The sequence below is a fragment of the Clostridium sp. HBUAS56010 genome (genome assembly GCF_007115105.1).
In the GTDB taxonomy this organism is placed as follows: domain Bacteria; phylum Bacillota; class Clostridia; order Lachnospirales; family Lachnospiraceae; genus Lacrimispora.
This window is the reverse complement of the sequence record NZ_SULJ01000001.1, coordinates 621,941-638,381: the sequence shown is the minus strand read 5'-3', so window position 1 is coordinate 638,381 and position 16,441 is coordinate 621,941. Positions and strand designations below refer to the sequence as shown.

The window sequence follows — 16,441 nt, the reverse complement described above, 5'->3', positions numbered from 1 at the left end:
AAAGAATGAATGTATTGCTGATTAATGGAAGTCCACACAAAGAAGGATGTACAAACCGGGCACTCAGAGAGGTAGAGAAAGAGCTTAGGGCAGAGGGTGTGAACACGGAAGTGGTCCACATTGGAAACAAAGCGATTCATGGCTGCATTGCATGCGGAAAATGCGCCAAAACCGGCAGGTGTATTTTTAATGATGATCTGGTGAATGAAATTTTGGATAAGGTGGAACGTATGGATGGCATGATTGTGGGTTCACCGGTTTACTATGCTTCGGCGAATGGTTCTTTATTCTCTCTTCTTGACCGGCTTTTTTATGCGGGAAGAAACTTTGCTTATAAGCCGGCTGCTGCTATTGCTTCTGCCCGCCGCGCAGGAACAACAGCAACCCTTGATGCACTGAATAAGTACTTCACCATTTCCCAGATGCCTGTGGTTTCCTCCTGTTACTGGAACATGGTTCATGGAGCAACCGCTTCTGATGTGGAACAAGATCTGGAAGGGCTGCAGGTAATGAGAGTTCTGGGAAAAAATATGGCATGGATGCTCAAGTGTCTGGAGGCAGGAAAAGCAGCAGGAATCAGCCTTCCAAAACAGGAAGAGAGGATGTGGACGAATTTTGTCCGTTAAAAGAAGCAAAAAGCCTCTTTACTTTTTTTTCTTGTAGTGTATAATAAAAAAGCACTACATGTTGTGTTAATAATATTGTGAATACAAAATATAGAAGAGGTTAAGGTGACAGGAATGATTAAAGTTCAAAAACGTGATGGCAGAATTGCAGAATATGATAGAGAAAAGATCATTAAAGCAATACAAAAGGCGAATGCAGAAGTTGAACTTTCTGAACAGGCTGGAGAAACCATGATTCATGCCATTCTCGATTTTGTTGAAGACCATGCCGGAGATATAACAAACGTGGAAACCATTCAGGATATGATTGAGAGTGAACTTGTAAGACGAAACAAGTATACCCTTTCCAAAAAGTATATCATATACCGTTACCAGAGAGCGCTGCTTAGAAAAGCCAATACAACGGATGAATCCATTTTAAAGCTGATCAAGAATGAGAACAAAGAGCTTGCAGAAGAAAACTCCAATAAAAACACGATTTTAGCTTCTACCCAGAGAGATTACATAGCGGGAGAAGTCTCCAGGGATTTAACAAAGAGAATGCTGCTTCCGGAGCGGATTTCTCTTGCCCATGAGCAGGGCGCCATTCATTTTCACGATGCTGATTATTTTGTACAGCCTATTTTTAACTGCTGTCTGATTAATATTGGAGATATGTTAGACAATGGCACCGTGATGAACGAGAAGATGATTGAAAGCCCTAAGAGCTTTCAGGTTGCCTGTACTGTTATGACCCAGATTATTGCGGCGGTTGCCAGCAACCAGTATGGCGGACAGTCTGTGGATATCCGTCATCTGGGAAAATATTTAAGAAAAAGCAACGACAAGTTCCGCAAGCAGATCGAAGAAGAGTTCGGCAATACGGTTTCGCCGGAGATTGTGGAGAAGATGGCATATATCCGTCTTCATGATGAATTAAAGTCAGGTGTGCAGACCATTCAGTACCAGATCAACACCCTAATGACCACCAATGGTCAGGCTCCATTTGTCACTCTGTTTTTATTCCTTGACGAAAAGGACGAGTACATCAGGGAAAATGCTTTAATCGTAGAAGAAATTCTCCGCCAGAGGCTTGAAGGGATTAAGAATGAAGCAGGAGTATATGTAACGCCTGCATTTCCAAAGCTGATTTATGTACTTGATGAAAATAACTGCTTAAAAGGCGGTAAATACGACTACATTACAAAACTTGCTGTTAAATGTTCTTCTAAACGCATGTATCCCGATTATATCTCAGCGAAAAAGATGAGAGAGAACTACGAAGGCAATGTGTTTAGCTGTATGGGCTGCAGAAGCTTTTTGTCTCCCTGGAAAGATGAGAATGGAAATTATAAATTTGAAGGAAGATTTAATCAGGGGGTAGTCAGTATCAATCTCCCTCAGATCGGAATTCTTGCAAATGGTGATGAGGATACGTTCTGGAAACTTCTTGATGAACGTCTGGAACTTTCCTACGAAGCCCTTATGTGCAGACACAAATCTCTGGAAGGAACACTTTCTGATGTAAGTCCGATTCATTGGCAGTATGGTGCCATTGCAAGGCTGAAAAAGGGAGAGAAGATTGACCGTCTCTTAAAGGATGGATATTCTACTATTTCCCTTGGTTATATCGGTCTTTATGAAACCACCAAGGTGATGAAGGGAAAGAGCCACACAACCAAAGAAGGAGAAGAATTTGCACTTCGTGTTATGAATCATATGAATGAGGCTGTGGAGAAGTGGAAGGCACAGACTGGTCTTGGGTTTGGTTTATACGGAACACCGGCAGAGTCTCTTTGCTACCGGTTTGCCAAGATTGACCGGGAGCGGTTCGGCGTAATTGAAGATGTTACTGATAAAGGATACTATACCAACTCCTATCATGTAGATGTGCGGGAGCATATTGATGCTTTTACCAAGTTTACGTTTGAAAGCCAGTTCCAGATTATTTCTTCCGGAGGTGCGATTTCCTATGTGGAAGTTCCGAATATGAGCAACAATCTGGAAGCAATGGAAGAAGTCGTTAAATTTATTTATGACAACATCCAGTATGCGGAATTCAACACAAAATCTGACTATTGCCAGGCATGTGGATTTGATGGTGAGATTATTATTAACGATGATATGGAATGGGAATGTCCCCAGTGCCACAACAAAGACAAAGACCGGATGAATGTAACCAGAAGAACCTGCGGTTATCTTGGAGAGAATTTCTGGAATACAGGCAAAACAAAGGAAATTAAATCCAGGGTTCTGCACCTGTAGGAGGATGATATGAATTATGCAACGATAAAGCCTACAGACGTGGCAAATGGACCAGGGGTCCGGGTTTCTTTGTTCGTCAGCGGGTGCACCCATATGTGCGAAGGCTGCTTTAATTCAGAGGCATGGGATTTCCAGTATGGGCAGGAATTTACCAATGAAACCATAGAGCTGATTGTGAAGAATCTAGATCACAGCTATATCTCAGGTCTCAGTCTTCTTGGGGGAGAACCCATGCATCCGGATAATCAAAAAGCCCTTGTTCCTCTTGTGGAAAAAGTAAAGGAATGCTTTCCTGAAAAGACAATCTGGTGTTATACCGGATATAATTTTGAAAGAGACATTGTTGGAGATATGGCACAACGTTTTCCCGAGACCAAAAGGCTGCTTTCCTGTTTTGATGTTATGGTTGACGGAAAGTTTCAGTTGGAACATAAAGATTTAAAACTCCGCTTTAAAGGATCATCCAATCAGCGGATTATAAAAGTACAGGAATCCCTGACGGCAGGAAATGTGATATTATGGGAATAAAAACAGGACGTTTTACTTTGGCTTTTTCAGCCGGTAAAACGTCCTGTTTTGCTGTATAGAGAATCTTTAATCTTTAAAAGGTCTGCTTATCTGGTATTTCTTACAGATTCTGAGAACTTCAAGGATTCCGATAATAAGAGCCATTAATCCCGTGGCAATATTACTAAATCCCATAACAATTCCCAAACTGGCACTTCCAAGGTCCGTAAAACTTTGTAAAAACCATAGAACAGGAACCCGGAAGATAAATATACGGCAGAAGTTAATTGCCAGGGTAATCCTGGTTTTTCCAAAACCATAGAGCAGTGCCAATACAGACGCATTGATGCCAAGGGGAATGGCACCATAAGCTTCATAGCGGTAGATAGAGGAAATCATGTCTCTGAATTCTGCGTCTTCTCCGGCAAAAAGGGTACTGATCTGGTTTAAAAACACCAGGGAAAAGGACATGAGTACTGTCCCTATTATGATATTAATAATCAGAATACACAAAAAGGCTTTCAATGCCCTTTTTGGTTTTCCTGCGCCCATGTTCTGGCTGATGATGGCAGAGCCGCCTTCCTGAAACCCGTTCTGCGGCATGGTTGTGATGCCGCCTATATTGTTGGAGATTCCAAGTGCTCCCACGGTCAGAGCGCTGTAAATCGTGCTCATGGAGTTAATGATAACTTTTCCAAAGGAAAAAGCTATTTTTTCAATAATGATAGGAATGGAAAGGGTTATCATCGGTTTCGTTGTTTCTGCTTTTAAGCTGATACTGTGAAAGGAAAACCCAAATGCGTTGTCTTTTTGATTCAGATTAATGACTGCTGCAAAAAGCAGGAAACACTGGGATATGATGGTTGCTGTAGAGATCATATTGATTCCTGCCTCCAGTACATATACAAACAGGGCAGTCATTCCCAGCTTTATGGCAATCACCCCTAAGTTTAAGTGAAGAATCCGTTTTGAGTTTCCTCTTGCCCTTTCAATGGCAATATAGACGTTATTAAAAAAGTTAATAACCATTCCAATCAGCTCCAGCCGGAAATACTGGGTTCCTTCTGCAATAAAGATGTCTGGTGTTTTGGCAAGTTTAAGAAACTGGGGAGCAGCAGGAATTAAAATAAGCAGTATAACAGCGCCCAGAATCCCGCACATGGCAAAGAGACTGCTTACCCTTTTTTTAACCAGTTCAAAATCACCGGCTCCATAGGCTTCGCTGATCTTTAAGCTGGAACCAATGGCAAGTCCTCCCCCAAGAGCAGAAAGAGTCAGATTGATCTGAGATAAATAAGCCACTGCCGAAACAGAGTTGGCGCTGATATGGGCTGCCATCATGGAGTCAAAAATCTTAAAAAACTGGTTCAGACTCTGGTATAGTGCCAGAGGAGCGCCGACGTAGAGGACAACTCTCCACATGCTGGCATGCAGTGCAAAAACGCGGAATTTCTCATCCTTGGCGGATAAGCTTGCTTTGGGTGACATGTTATATCTCCTTTTTGTAGATCATTCTAGTATAGTAAGCATAATTCAAATGAAGAAAAAAAGATACGAATATTTGGCTGAATTTTGAGAGAACTACAGATATTTTGCGATATAGGCAAATCCAAGTTCCCATTCAGAATGAAATGTGGTATATTATTGTTTTGAAAGGCTGGTGATACAAATGTTTAAAGATTGGGCAAGGGGGCAGATGTCAGAGGCAATGCCGACTGCCATACTTCTCACGCTTTCAGGGGGTCTTCAGGATGCGTATACTTATTATTTCAGAGGAGAGGTATTTGCCAATGCCCAGACCGGCAATGTGATTATTTTTGGTTACCATATCATGAAGCGGGATTTCCACATGGCACTGCGGTATCTGCTTCCAATTCTGGCATTTGCTGCTGGAATTTATATATCGGAGACCATACGGGGGATTTTTAAAGAATACAGACTGCTTCACTGGAGGCAGGTGGTTGTTTTAATTGAGATTCTGCTGCTGTTTTTTGTTGGGCTGCTTCCCCAGTCCCTTAATACTGCGGCCAATGCCCTGGTGTCTTTTGTCTGTGCCATGCAGGTTGAAGCATTTCGGAAAGTGCAGGGAAATACATTCGCAAGCACTATGTGCATAGGTAATTTGAGAAGTGCGACGGAGATGCTGTACCGTTACCGCCATACAAAGGATAGAGAGAGCCTTGTAAAAAGCCTGCGCTATTATGGTGTTATTTTGTTTTTTGCAGTAGGTGCGGCGGCTGGAAGTTATCTGACTCCGTATTTTGCAGAAAAAACAATCTGGTTTTCCTGCGGGCTTCTGGCAGCCGTATTTTTGATGATGTTCATTGAGGAAAAAAAACAGTAGTTTTAGAGCAGAACTAATTTTTGTATGGTAAAATAATTTATAAAAAGAGGACAGGAGCGGAATATGGCAGAGATTCTGAGTAAAATTGAGAAAACCAAATACCGGCTGGCTGACTCCATAAAGGACTGCATGAAAAACAGACCTGTAGATAAAATTACAGTTCAGAATATTGTAGATGGCTGTGGGATGACCAGACAGACCTTTTATCGCAATTTTAAGGACAAGTATGATTTGATAAACTGGTACTTTGATAAGCTGGTGCTGGAATCGTTCCGGCAGATCGGTGTGGAGAAGACGGTGTGCCAGAGCCTGTGTGAGAAGTTTGAATTTATAAAAAAAGAGAAGGTGTTTTTTACAGAAGCATTCCGTTCTGATGATTATAATTCTTTAAAAGAACACGATTTTGAACTGATTATGGGGTTTTATACGGAACTGCTTACCAGAAAAAGGCAAGAACCCCTTTCGGAGAATATGGAGTTCCTTTTGGAGATGTATTGCAGAGGGTCTGTTTTTATGACGGTGAAATGGGTGTTATCCGGTATGAAACAAAGTCCCGCAGAGATGGCGCAAAGTCTGACAAATGCAATGCCTCCCGGACTGGCTTTGGTATTTTCAGAGGCAGGTCTGGTTTGATATATAGCAGATATGTACAGAAAGAAAGTTACAAATCCTGTTTTGTGTAATATTTGTTACAAAGATATGGGATTGTAACTTTCTTTTTTAAAGTGAATTTGTTAAAATAATAACAGAAGCAGCAAATTATTATTTGGGAGAAAAGGAGAGGTTATTATGGCAAGCAGAATTGTATTAAATGAAACTTCCTATCACGGAGCAGGTGCAATCCATGAAATTCCGGGTGAAGTAAAGACAAGAGGGTTTAAAAAGGCTTTTGTTTCTTCTGATCCTGACTTAATTAAGTTTCATGTTACCTCTAAAGTTACGGAAATTTTAGAGGAAAACGGAATGGATTATGAAATATATTCGGATATTAAGCCAAATCCTACCATAGAGAACGTTCAAAATGGGGTAGAGGCGTTTAAAAAATCAGGTGCTGATTATATCATTGCCATAGGCGGCGGTTCTTCCATGGATACATCAAAAGCAATCGGTATTATTATTGCCAATCCGGAATTTGCTGATGTGAGAAGTCTGGAGGGAGCAGCCCAGACTAAAAATCCCAGCATCCCGATTATTGCAGTTCCGACAACTGCAGGAACTGCAGCGGAAGTTACCATTAATTATGTTATTACGGATGTGGAGAAAAAACGGAAGTTTGTCTGCGTAGACCCACATGACATTCCTGTAGTTGCTGTTGTGGATCCTGATATGATGTCCAGTATGCCAAAAGGGCTGACTGCAGCCACTGGTATGGATGCATTAACTCATGCCATTGAAGGATACATTACAAAAGGAGCGAATCCGATCACAGATATGTTTAATATAAAAGCGGTGGAGCTGATTGGAAAAAGTCTGCGTGGAGCTGTGGATAACACTCCGGAAGGCAGAGAGGGCATGGCTCTGGGGCAGTACATTACCGGTATGGGATTTTCCAACTGCGGTCTTGGAATTGTTCACTCCATGGCACACGCTCTTGGCGCTGTCTATGATACCCCTCATGGAGTAGGAAATGCGATTCTGCTTCCGACAATTATGGAGTTTAATGCCAGTGAGACCGGAGAAAAGTACCGGGATATTGCACGCGCTCTTGGTGTAGAGGGTACAGAGCACATGACCTGTGAGGAATATCGCAAAGCTGCTGTGGATGCAGTAAAAAAACTTTCTTCTGATGTAGGAATTCCTGCTGATTTAAAAGAGATTGTAAAAGAAGAAGATCTTAAGTTCCTTGCGGAGTCTGCCGTTGCAGATGCCTGTGCACCTGGCAATCCAAGAGATGCCAGTCTGGATGAGATTATAAAGCTTTATCAGTCACTTATGTAAGAGAAACCAAGCACAACGATATCTTACCGGACGCCTGAGATTTTATTCACAGCGGGCGTCCTTTTTGCGTCTGTTTCGTTCTTTTTCCTTAGACAGAGGGAGAAATGAAACGGTCTTTTGGTGAAATATAACTGCAGGTTATGGAATGAATTCCAATTCGGCAGAGGATAAAAGCTGAAAAATCTTGACAGTACGCATTTTTTAGAACATAATGATAAACAATTATAAAACTGACAGATATGCCGGTGTGGGAAAGGAAAAGTACAAATATGCAGAAGATCAGAGTTGAAAAAACAACTTGCCCGAAGGAAAAGCCAGGCGAAGACAATCCATTGACATTTGGAACCATATTTACGGATCACATGTTTGAAATGGACTATGAAGAAGGAAAAGGCTGGTATGATCCAAGAGTGGTACCATACCATAAGTTGGAACTGGATCCTTCCTCCATGGTGTTTCATTATGGACAGGAAATGTTTGAAGGGTTAAAGGCTTATAAAACTGCTGATGGAAGAATCTTATTATTCCGTCCAGACAAGAACATTGAGCGTGCCAACAGAAGCAACCACAGGCTCTGTATTCCTGAGATTCCGGAGGAGGTGTTTCTGGAGGCATTGAAAGCAGTGGTGAGCGCAGATCAGGACTGGATTCCAACAAAGCCTGGAACCTCTCTTTATATCCGCCCGTTTGTCATTGCAACTGACCCATTTCTTGGTGTAAGACCGTCACATACTTATAAATTCATGATTATTTTGTCGCCAGTTGGTGCTTATTATGCCAGCGGTCTTGATCCTGTTAAGATCTGGATTGAAGATGAATATGTAAGGGCAGTAAAAGGAGGAATCGGAGAAGCGAAGACAGGTGGAAATTATGTTGCCTCTCTTGCCTCTCAGGTAAAAGCTCATGAAGAGGGATATTCCCAGGTGCTTTGGCTGGATGGGGTTCACAGAAAGTATATTGAAGAAGTAGGAGCAATGAATATTTTCTTCAAAATTAACGGGGTAGTTATAACTCCTGAGTTAAACGGAAGTATACTTCCTGGTGTAACAAGAAATTCTGTTATTGCCCTTTGCAGTAAATGGGGCATTCCTGTGGAAGAACGGCAGGTATCTGTAGATGAAGTGGTAGCAGCAGCAAAGAACGGAACAATGGAAGAGTGTTTCGGGACTGGTACAGCAGCCGTAATTTCCCCTGTGGGAGAACTTCGGTTTGAAGAGGACCATATGGCAATTGGCGGTGGAAAAATCGGGGAATTGACCCAGAAGTTTTATGACACCATTACCGGAATTCAGCTTGGAGAGATAAGCGGACCAGAAGGCTGGAGCGTAGAAGTAAAATAAAGGATGCAGGGTAGGGTATGGCGGAAGTTATTACAAAAGCGGTTGCATTTGTTGCGATCATTATCATAGGTTATTCACTCAAGCGTGTGGGCTTTTTTGAGGCAAAGGATTTTTATCTGATTTCCAGAATTGTGATTAAAATTACGCTTCCGGCAGCCATTATTTCCAATTTCAGCAAGATCACCATGGAAAACTCTCTTTTGTTTGTGTGCGTGATTGGAATCCTATGTAATTTATTAACCATTGCAGCAGGATATCTGATGAATTTAAGGAGATCAAAAGAAGATAAGGCATTTGCCATGCTCAACATGTCTGGATATAATGTGGGGAATTTCACCATGCCCTTTGTGCAAAGCTTTTTAAGTCCGGTAGGATTTGCGGTTACCAGTCTTTTTGATGCTGGAAACTCAGTAATGTGTACAGGAATGACTTATTCTATGGCAGGAATGGTCTTGGGAGAAGATGGGAAGCCCTCCATAAAAAAGATGGCAAAAAAGCTGTTTTCTTCCGCTCCGTTTGATACTTATGTCATTATGACAGGTTTAAGCATATTAAATATTAAGCTTCCTGATGTAATTATCAGCCTTTCCGATACGGCTGGAAGTGCCAATGCTTTTTTGGCTCTTTTCATGTTAGGCATTGGTTTTGAGGTAAGAATGGAAAAAGAAAAGATGGCTCAGATCATCAAGCTTTTGTCAGCCAGATATTTTATTGCAATTTTGGTGTCCATGTCGTTTTTTCTCCTGGCACCCTTTGATCTGGAAATCAGAAGGGCTCTGGCGATTGTAAGTCTAGGACCGGTATCCTCTGTTGCACCTGCGTTTACCGGGGCATTAAAAGGAGATGTGGGAACAGCCAGTGCTGTCAATTCCCTGTCCATAATTATCAGTATTGTAACGATTACAACGGCGTTGATCTTGCTTTTATAAGAAAAATATTTTACGAAGCTTGACAAACTGTTTTACCATGCTATAATTTAGACATAGAAAAGAATAAGAAAATACGTTGACAAGAACAGTATCATTACAGGAACGTCCAGAGAGAAGCACATTTGGTGAAAGTGCTTTACCGGAATGTTATGAGAAGACCATCTTGGAGTGTCCCTTAATCGGGAACGGTGATTCCGTTATCATCAAATGAAGTGGTTTGAACATTTTTTGTTCACTCAAGCTAGGGTGGAACCGCGATTTATTATGATTAATCGTCCCTTTCTGTATGGAAGCATATGGAAAGGGACTTTTTTTATTTAGATATGGAATATATCACAACAATGTAAAGGAGATTGATGGCAAATGAAGATTACATTAAAAGACGGCTCAGTCAAAGAGTATGAACATGCTTTATCAGTGATCGAAATCGCTTCTGATATAAGCGAAGGCCTGGCAAGAAATGCCTGCGCAGGTGAAATAGATGGAAGGGTAGTAGATTTGAGAACAGTCGTTGATACCGACTGTAATTTAAGTATATTAACCGTGAGTGATCCGGCAGGGCTTTCTGCATACCGTCATACCGCCAGTCACATTCTGGCTCAGGCAGTGAAAAGACTTTACCCGGAAGCAAAGCTTGCCATTGGACCCTCCATTGAAAATGGTTTTTATTATGACTTTGATATTCCTTCTTTTTCAAGAGAAGACCTTGATAAAATCGAAGCAGAGATGAAAAAGATCATAAAAGAAGGAGCGAAGATTGAACGCTTCACTCTTCCAAGAGAAGAAGCTGTTAAATTCATGGAAGAAAAGGGTGAGCCATATAAAGTGGAGCTGATCCAGGATCTTCCTGAGGGAGAAGAGATCTCTTTTTACCGCCAGGGTGATTTTACTGATTTATGTGCAGGACCTCATCTGATGAGTACAAAGTCTATTAAGGCATTTAAACTAACATCCTCTTCTGGTGCTTACTGGAGAGGCAGCGAGAAAAATGCCATGCTGACACGTGTATACGGAACTGCTTTTGCGAAGAAAGATGAATTAAATGAATACCTGGAATATCTGGCAAACATCAAAAACCGTGACCATAACAAACTGGGACGGGATCTTGAACTTTTTGCAACCGTTGATGTAATCGGCCAGGGTCTTCCACTTCTCATGCCTAAGGGAGCAAAGATTATTCAGACTCTGCAGAGATGGATTGAGGATGAAGAGGAAAAGAGAGGCTACATGAGAACAAAGACTCCTCTCATGGCAAAAAAAGATTTATACGTTATTTCTGATCACTGGGATCATTATAAGGAAGGAATGTTCGTCCTTGGGGATGAGGAAAAGGATGACGAGGTATTTGCCCTTCGTCCCATGACTTGTCCATTCCAGTATTATGTATATAAACAAAGCCAGAAGTCCTATCGGGATCTGCCATGCAGATATGGCGAGACCTCTACCTTGTTCCGTAACGAGGACTCTGGAGAAATGCACGGTCTTACCCGTGTCCGCCAGTTTACTATTTCCGAAGGTCATCTTGTTGTTCGCCCAGATCAGATCGAAGAGGAATTCAAAGGCTGTGTGGATCTGGCAAAATATTGTCTGACCACTCTGGGGCTGGAGGGCGATGTAACTTATCAGATGTCCAAATGGGATCCGGATAATGCCAGCCACTATATGGGCAATGCTAAGATGTGGGATGAAGTGCAGGATATGATGCGCAAGATTCTTGATCATATTGGAATTGAGTATACAGAAGCAGTTGGAGAAGCTGCATTCTACGGACCAAAGCTTGATATTCAGGCAAAGAATGTGTATGGTAAGGAAGATACCATGATTACCATTCAGCTTGATATGTTCCTTGCAGAACGTTTCGATATGAGCTTTGTGGATAAAGACGGAACAAAAAAACGTCCTTATATTATTCACAGAACTTCCATTGGCTGTTACGAAAGAACCCTTGCATGGCTGATTGAAAAATATGAGGCTGCATTCCCTACCTGGTTATGCCCCGAGCAGGTGCGTGTACTTCCAATCTCAGAGAAGTATCATGATTATGCCCAGAAGGTTGTTGCCGGTTTAAAGGATAATGGAATTCTTGCAACCGTTGATGAACGTGCAGAAAAGATCGGATATAAGATCCGGGAAGCACGTCTTGAGAAGATTCCATATATGCTGGTTGTTGGTCAGAAAGAGGAAGAGGAACAAGTTGTGTCTGTCCGCAGCCGCTTTCATGGTGATGAAGGTCAGCGTCCGCTTAATGAATTTATGGATGAAATTTGTCGTGAAATTCGAACAAAAGAAATCAAAAAAGTAGCTGTGGTAGAAGAAGGAAAATAAATTAAAATGTTTACTGGCAGGGAAGGAACAATTTCACTAGAATAGTTTCCTTTCCTGCTGTGCATACTACTTCCTGAAAGAATATCTCAATAAGAATGCCAGGAGGAAAGATGCAATGACAAAATTAGATTGTAATGTAACAAATTGCCTTCACAATTCTGATAATTTTTGCTGTAAATCTGCAATTATTGTAGAAGGTTCTCAGGCAAAAGATACCTATGATACATGCTGTGGAAGTTTTGATGAGAATAAAGATGGTTCTTTTCATAATTTATTTCAGACACCGGAGAGTCGGCTGGAAGTAGATTGCGAAGCGGTAAACTGTGTTTATAATGAAGGACGTCACTGTTCCGCAGAGCATATCGGAATCGCAGGAGACGGCGCCAGCCAGTCAGAGCATACGGAGTGCTCCACATTTAAGACCAGATAGAATCCAGAAAAGATACGCTACGAGGTGGGATTGGCGTATCTTTTCTGTTTCATAAAGACGAAATCTATAGAATCATAATAAAGGTGCCTGCGGTAATCAGGACAATACCTATAAGCTTATAAAGTGTTATCTGCTCATGCAGAATAAGAAAAGCAAGAAAGACCGTAAGTACAATACTGAATTTATCAATAGGAACAACTTTTGATACCTCTCCGATCTGTATTGCCTTATAGTAACAAAGCCAGGATGCTCCGGTTGCAAGACCTGATAGGATGAGAAAAAGCCAGCTTCTTTTGCTGATTTCAGAGATACCGCTTTGGCTGCCGGTTAAAAAAACAATTCCCCATGCCATAATTAAGACTACAAATGTCCGTATGGCAGTAGCCAGATTGGAGTTTACATGTTCAATTCCCATTTTTGCCAGAATAGAAGTGAATGCAGCAAAAACAGAAGAAAGAAGTGCTAAAACAAACCACATAGAAAGACCTCCCTTTTATTTAAATGATCCAATAGTATTGTAGCGCTGTCTGTGGTATAATACAAGAACAAAGGATTTTGTAACCTGTAAAAAACATGTTGACAGATGGAAGGATTTATAGTATTATAATCTAAGTTGTGGAAACAACAGACAGGAAAGTAGGTATCCGCCTCACCATGGCACGAGTAAGTGTCCCTGGTTAATAGCCTTTGATACATAGGTATACTGTGTAGAGACTTTGGTGGTGGATAGCGTTTGTCTATCTACTTTTTTTTATGCCTATGGCAAGCAATGTGGATTCCGGCCAACACACACTATATAATGGAGGTGCACGACAATTAGCGATTTAATGATTAATGAACAGATCAGAGATAAAGAAGTTCTGTTGATTGGTGAAAATGGAGAGAAACTGGGAATAATGCTTTTGAAAGATGCGCTGCAACTGGCGAAGGAAGCAGAACTCGATTTAGTTAAGATCGCTCCAACAGCAAAACCACCGGTTTGTAAAATTATTGACTACGGAAAATATAGATATGAACTGGCGAGAAAAGAAAAAGAAGCTAAAAAGAAACAGAAGGTAATCGAAATAAAAGAAGTTCGTTTATCTCCGAATATTGACACGAATGATTTGAATACAAAGATGAGCGCCGCAAGGAAGTTCCTCGAAAAGGGAGATAAAGTTAAGGTAACCTTACGTTTCAGAGGTCGTGAGATGGCACATATGTCAAAGTCCAGATATATTCTGGAAGATTTCGCTGAGAAATTAGCGGATATTGCAACAATTGATAAGCCATCTAAGGTAGAAGGAAGAAGCATGGTTATGTTTTTATCCGCAAAACGCTAAAAGAACATTATCAAGGAGGAAAATACAATGCCTAAATTAAAAACAAGCAAATCGGCTGCAAAACGTTTCAAAGTTACAGGAACGGGAAAGCTTGTAAGAAATAAAGCTTACAAATCTCACATCTTAACTAAGAAATCCACTAAGAGAAAAAGAAACCTTAGAAAAGATATTGTTACAGATGCAACGAATGCAAAAGTAATGAAGAAGATTTTACCATATTTATAGGATTTTAAGTTAAGAAGGAGGAAAGACCGATGGCAAGAATTAAAGGCGGTATGAACGCTAAAAAAAGACATAACAGAGTGTTAAAGATGGCTAAAGGCTATAGAGGCGCTCGTTCCAAACAGTATAGAGTAGCAAAACAGTCTGTAATGAGAGCATTAACAAGCTCATATGCAGGTAGAAAAGAAAGAAAGAGACAGTTCAGACAGTTATGGATTGCTCGTATTAATGCAGCAGCTCGCATCAACGGTGTATCTTACAGCGTATTTATGCACGGTTTAAAATTAGCTGGTGTTGATTTAAACAGAAAAGTTTTAGCTGATATGGCTGTAAATGATGCAGAAGGATTTGCAAAGTTAGCAGAATTAGTAAAGACAAAAATTGCTTAATTGTATATAGATACCCCGCAGATATTATGTCTGCGGGGTTTTTTTAGTATCTTTAAAGAAAGAAAAAGGTAATAAAGGAAAGAGTTGGGAGAGTATACTAAGTGGTTGTGAGTAACATATGTTTTATATGAGGTAAGTGATTGAATATGTAAAAAGGAGAATATATGAATTTGAAAATAATGAATAAAAAATATAGAGTCTCTATGATTTTATTGACTGCAGCACTTCTTCTTGTAGGATGTGGACAAGAGAAGAAGGGGAAAGCAGAAGCCCATTATAATGGAGATGGTGTAGGAGACAATGGTTTTGGAGTGGCTTTATTGCTGGGAAATATAATCATATAGTTTAGCTTTGAAGACAATAAGGAGAACCCTATGAATAAGATAACAAGTGGTTCATTTTATGTTAAAAGGAGCGAAAGACAGGTATGGTATCAATGGGAGAGAGAGCAATGGATTATTTCCGGAGATTTTAAATCAGAGCTATTTTAAATCAGAGCTACCATTGAAGCTTATTCAAAGAATGAAAAAATAGATGGATTTGAATCTGCATCTGCCTGCGGGATAAAACTTTATGGCGGAAGTGAGTGGAATGAAATATTTAAGGTGGAATCAGAAACAGGAACTGTTATATACAAAATAGACCGATGGGATTAACCATAAGGAGCGCTTTCACACCCTGCGTTTTTGTCCCATATAATGTAGTGTAAATAAATATAAAAGGGAGTGAAAGATATGTGTTGTTTTAATTGGGGAGGCTGCAGAAGTAACTGCAGGAATAACTGGAATCAACGAGAACTGAGAGAAGCGTATTGTGCCGGATATAGAGACGGTTGCAGAAATGCTCCGTGTAACTGGTCTGATAATTCAAATGATTGCAATGAGTGCGGTCAGATAAATGATTCCAGTGAATGCAATGATTACAATAACTATTACAACTATGACTATGACTATAACTATGATTATAACTATGATCCAAACTATAATCCAAATTACACCTGCCAGGAAACGAATAACCAGTAGCAGGAAGATAGGCGGAAGGCTTGTGTAAATGAGCCTTCCGCTTTGTTGATTTTTAGAAATGTTTCAAGAACAGGTGAACATGTCGATTCGATTTAAAGAAATTCCAGTATAAGACCAGCCAAATCTCCGGTCCCACCGGAATCCCGATATGGTATTTCTCCAGACCTGAATGGGGAAGAACCAGAATTCCTGGCCATTACGAAGCCATATATAGGTGAAACGCCCGGTGCAATACATGATAGAGCCAGAGTCCACCATTCGTGTATTGGAACGTGTTTGTGCAGGCTTTTGCGGAGCCCGTGATGGAGGGGGACCCATTGGTGCGGCATTGCCTCCTGGCCGGTTATTCGGAAAAAATGGGGGCATAAGATTCCATCCTTTTTATTTTTGATACTAATAATATATGAGTAATGTGGGATGAAGTTAATGAAAAGAGGGATTAAATTATAAATTTTTTGATGGAAAAGGACATGAATTCACGCCTTGTCTAAGGTTTTCATATAATAAAGTATGAAAAAGAAAGGAGGTTTATACGATGGGTTGCTTTTGGGGATTTTGCAATAATCGCTGGAACTGTAATAATAACTGCGGAAACAATGGGAATCATGATTGCGGGTGTGACAACAACAATAGCTGGGAAGAAGCTAAGAGAAAAGCATACCTTGCCGGATATCGTGATGGCTGTAATGATCCGAAATGCCGTTGGAAAAACCAGAACAATAATAATGACTGCTGCTAAAATGGAAAAACGGAAAACCTACAGGAGATGGAGGCTTTCCGCTTTGCAGTATAGAAGTCTGAAG

General features: G+C 40.8%; 19 protein-coding genes and 1 other annotated feature. Of the genes, 16 read left to right on the top strand and 3 right to left on the bottom strand.

All coding sequences use genetic code 11. The features are described from left to right. Nucleotides 1-5: 5 nt before the first annotated feature. The 3 genes from FAY33_RS03100 (at nt 6) to nrdG (ending at nt 3,398) form a co-directional block, all read left to right on the top strand. The gene (locus tag FAY33_RS03100; RefSeq protein ID WP_143319282.1) at nt 6-626 is read left to right on the top strand and encodes a flavodoxin family protein; all 621 of its coding nucleotides are present in this window, start codon (nt 6-8) and stop codon (nt 624-626) included. 117 nt (nt 627-743) lie between these two features. Next, nucleotides 744-2,870: an anaerobic ribonucleoside-triphosphate reductase gene (nrdD, locus tag FAY33_RS03095; RefSeq protein WP_347562655.1), complete on the top strand. Its 2,127-nt coding sequence runs from the start codon at nt 744-746 to the stop codon at nt 2,868-2,870. 9 nt (nt 2,871-2,879) lie between these two features. Further along, nucleotides 2,880-3,398 carry an anaerobic ribonucleoside-triphosphate reductase activating protein gene (nrdG, locus tag FAY33_RS03090; protein WP_143319280.1) on the top strand — a complete coding sequence of 173 codons (519 nt, stop codon included), beginning with the start codon at nt 2,880-2,882 and terminating at the stop codon, nt 3,396-3,398. A gap of 66 nt (nt 3,399-3,464) precedes the next feature. Here nrdG and FAY33_RS03085 read toward each other — a convergent pair whose 3' ends face one another. After that, nucleotides 3,465-4,865 (bottom strand): MATE family efflux transporter, encoded by a 1,401-nt coding sequence (locus FAY33_RS03085; RefSeq protein ID WP_143319279.1) that lies wholly within the window; start codon nt 4,863-4,865, stop codon nt 3,465-3,467. Between the two features lie 181 nt (nt 4,866-5,046). Here FAY33_RS03085 and FAY33_RS03080 point away from each other — a divergent pair, with 181 nt between their 5' ends. From FAY33_RS03080 to FAY33_RS03050, 7 genes are all read left to right on the top strand, one after another. Continuing rightward, entirely contained in the window at nt 5,047-5,721 is a 675-nt protein-coding gene (locus FAY33_RS03080) for a YoaK family protein (protein WP_243126540.1), read from the top strand. Between the two features lie 63 nt (nt 5,722-5,784). After that, nucleotides 5,785-6,354, top strand: coding sequence for a TetR/AcrR family transcriptional regulator C-terminal domain-containing protein (locus FAY33_RS03075; RefSeq protein ID WP_143319278.1), 570 nt, complete (start codon nt 5,785-5,787; stop codon nt 6,352-6,354). A gap of 156 nt (nt 6,355-6,510) precedes the next feature. Beyond that, nucleotides 6,511-7,659 (top strand): lactaldehyde reductase, encoded by a 1,149-nt coding sequence (fucO, locus tag FAY33_RS03070; protein ID WP_143319277.1) that lies wholly within the window; start codon nt 6,511-6,513, stop codon nt 7,657-7,659. 269 nt (nt 7,660-7,928) lie between these two features. Beyond that, the gene (locus FAY33_RS03065) at nt 7,929-8,999 is read left to right on the top strand and encodes a branched-chain amino acid aminotransferase (protein ID WP_143319276.1); all 1,071 of its coding nucleotides are present in this window, start codon (nt 7,929-7,931) and stop codon (nt 8,997-8,999) included. 17 nt (nt 9,000-9,016) lie between these two features. After that, the gene (locus FAY33_RS03060; RefSeq protein WP_143319275.1) at nt 9,017-9,928 is read left to right on the top strand and encodes an AEC family transporter; all 912 of its coding nucleotides are present in this window, start codon (nt 9,017-9,019) and stop codon (nt 9,926-9,928) included. A 67-nt stretch (nt 9,929-9,995) separates the two neighbouring features. Next, nucleotides 9,996-10,211 (top strand) — a binding site (T-box leader). Nucleotides 10,212-10,291: 80 nt separating this feature from the next. Next, the gene (thrS, locus tag FAY33_RS03055; protein WP_143319274.1) at nt 10,292-12,253 is read left to right on the top strand and encodes a threonine--tRNA ligase; all 1,962 of its coding nucleotides are present in this window, start codon (nt 10,292-10,294) and stop codon (nt 12,251-12,253) included. Between the two features lie 115 nt (nt 12,254-12,368). Then, the gene (locus FAY33_RS03050; RefSeq protein WP_143319273.1) at nt 12,369-12,683 is read left to right on the top strand and encodes a DUF1540 domain-containing protein; all 315 of its coding nucleotides are present in this window, start codon (nt 12,369-12,371) and stop codon (nt 12,681-12,683) included. A 64-nt stretch (nt 12,684-12,747) separates the two neighbouring features. Here FAY33_RS03050 and FAY33_RS03045 read toward each other — a convergent pair whose 3' ends face one another. Beyond that, nucleotides 12,748-13,161 (bottom strand): EamA family transporter, encoded by a 414-nt coding sequence (locus FAY33_RS03045; protein WP_143319272.1) that lies wholly within the window; start codon nt 13,159-13,161, stop codon nt 12,748-12,750. Between the two features lie 349 nt (nt 13,162-13,510). Between FAY33_RS03045 and infC the strand changes: the two genes are divergently transcribed. From infC to FAY33_RS03020, 5 genes are all read left to right on the top strand, one after another. Beyond that, nucleotides 13,511-14,005 (top strand): translation initiation factor IF-3, encoded by a 495-nt coding sequence (infC, locus tag FAY33_RS03040; protein ID WP_143319271.1) that lies wholly within the window; start codon nt 13,511-13,513, stop codon nt 14,003-14,005. A gap of 27 nt (nt 14,006-14,032) precedes the next feature. After that, on the top strand, nt 14,033-14,230 hold the full coding sequence (gene rpmI / locus FAY33_RS03035; RefSeq protein ID WP_013272956.1) for a 50S ribosomal protein L35: 198 nt from the start codon (nt 14,033-14,035) through the stop codon (nt 14,228-14,230). Nucleotides 14,231-14,259: 29 nt separating this feature from the next. After that, complete coding sequence (rplT, locus tag FAY33_RS03030; protein WP_143319270.1) at nt 14,260-14,616, top strand: 50S ribosomal protein L20; 357 nt, start codon at nt 14,260-14,262, stop codon at nt 14,614-14,616. A gap of 164 nt (nt 14,617-14,780) precedes the next feature. Continuing rightward, nucleotides 14,781-14,960 carry a hypothetical protein gene (locus FAY33_RS03025; RefSeq protein WP_143319269.1) on the top strand — a complete coding sequence of 60 codons (180 nt, stop codon included), beginning with the start codon at nt 14,781-14,783 and terminating at the stop codon, nt 14,958-14,960. A 390-nt stretch (nt 14,961-15,350) separates the two neighbouring features. Further along, nucleotides 15,351-15,638: a hypothetical protein gene (locus FAY33_RS03020; RefSeq protein ID WP_143319268.1), complete on the top strand. Its 288-nt coding sequence runs from the start codon at nt 15,351-15,353 to the stop codon at nt 15,636-15,638. 63 nt (nt 15,639-15,701) lie between these two features. Here the strand turns inward: FAY33_RS03020 and FAY33_RS03015 are convergent, their stop codons facing one another. Continuing rightward, on the bottom strand, nt 15,702-16,004 hold the full coding sequence (locus FAY33_RS03015) for a transporter (RefSeq protein WP_143319267.1): 303 nt from the start codon (nt 16,002-16,004) through the stop codon (nt 15,702-15,704). A gap of 169 nt (nt 16,005-16,173) precedes the next feature. Between FAY33_RS03015 and FAY33_RS03010 the strand changes: the two genes are divergently transcribed. Then, nucleotides 16,174-16,377: a hypothetical protein gene (locus FAY33_RS03010; protein ID WP_143319266.1), complete on the top strand. Its 204-nt coding sequence runs from the start codon at nt 16,174-16,176 to the stop codon at nt 16,375-16,377. Nucleotides 16,378-16,441 lie beyond the last annotated feature (64 nt).

Bases quoted from the DNA above. Each gene is read 5' to 3' on its own strand.
- FAY33_RS03100 (WP_143319282.1), top strand. From the start codon at position 6: ATGAATGTATTGCTGATTAATGGAAGTCCACACAAAGAAGGATGTACA.
- nrdG (WP_143319280.1), top strand. From the start codon at position 2,880: ATGAATTATGCAACGATAAAGCCTACAGACGTGGCAAATGGACCAGGG.
- FAY33_RS03085 (WP_143319279.1), bottom strand. From the start codon at position 4,865: ATGTCACCCAAAGCAAGCTTATCCGCCAAGGATGAGAAATTCCGCGTT.
- FAY33_RS03080 (WP_243126540.1), top strand. From the start codon at position 5,047: ATGTTTAAAGATTGGGCAAGGGGGCAGATGTCAGAGGCAATGCCGACT.
- FAY33_RS03075 (WP_143319278.1), top strand. From the start codon at position 5,785: ATGGCAGAGATTCTGAGTAAAATTGAGAAAACCAAATACCGGCTGGCT.
- fucO (WP_143319277.1), top strand. From the start codon at position 6,511: ATGGCAAGCAGAATTGTATTAAATGAAACTTCCTATCACGGAGCAGGT.
- FAY33_RS03065 (WP_143319276.1), top strand. From the start codon at position 7,929: ATGCAGAAGATCAGAGTTGAAAAAACAACTTGCCCGAAGGAAAAGCCA.
- FAY33_RS03060 (WP_143319275.1), top strand. From the start codon at position 9,017: ATGGCGGAAGTTATTACAAAAGCGGTTGCATTTGTTGCGATCATTATC.
- thrS (WP_143319274.1), top strand. From the start codon at position 10,292: ATGAAGATTACATTAAAAGACGGCTCAGTCAAAGAGTATGAACATGCT.
- FAY33_RS03050 (WP_143319273.1), top strand. From the start codon at position 12,369: ATGACAAAATTAGATTGTAATGTAACAAATTGCCTTCACAATTCTGAT.
- FAY33_RS03045 (WP_143319272.1), bottom strand. From the start codon at position 13,161: ATGTGGTTTGTTTTAGCACTTCTTTCTTCTGTTTTTGCTGCATTCACT.
- infC (WP_143319271.1), top strand. From the start codon at position 13,511: ATGATTAATGAACAGATCAGAGATAAAGAAGTTCTGTTGATTGGTGAA.
- rpmI (WP_013272956.1), top strand. From the start codon at position 14,033: ATGCCTAAATTAAAAACAAGCAAATCGGCTGCAAAACGTTTCAAAGTT.
- rplT (WP_143319270.1), top strand. From the start codon at position 14,260: ATGGCAAGAATTAAAGGCGGTATGAACGCTAAAAAAAGACATAACAGA.
- FAY33_RS03025 (WP_143319269.1), top strand. From the start codon at position 14,781: ATGAATTTGAAAATAATGAATAAAAAATATAGAGTCTCTATGATTTTA.
- FAY33_RS03020 (WP_143319268.1), top strand. From the start codon at position 15,351: ATGTGTTGTTTTAATTGGGGAGGCTGCAGAAGTAACTGCAGGAATAAC.
- FAY33_RS03015 (WP_143319267.1), bottom strand. From the start codon at position 16,004: ATGCCCCCATTTTTTCCGAATAACCGGCCAGGAGGCAATGCCGCACCA.
- FAY33_RS03010 (WP_143319266.1), top strand. From the start codon at position 16,174: ATGGGTTGCTTTTGGGGATTTTGCAATAATCGCTGGAACTGTAATAAT.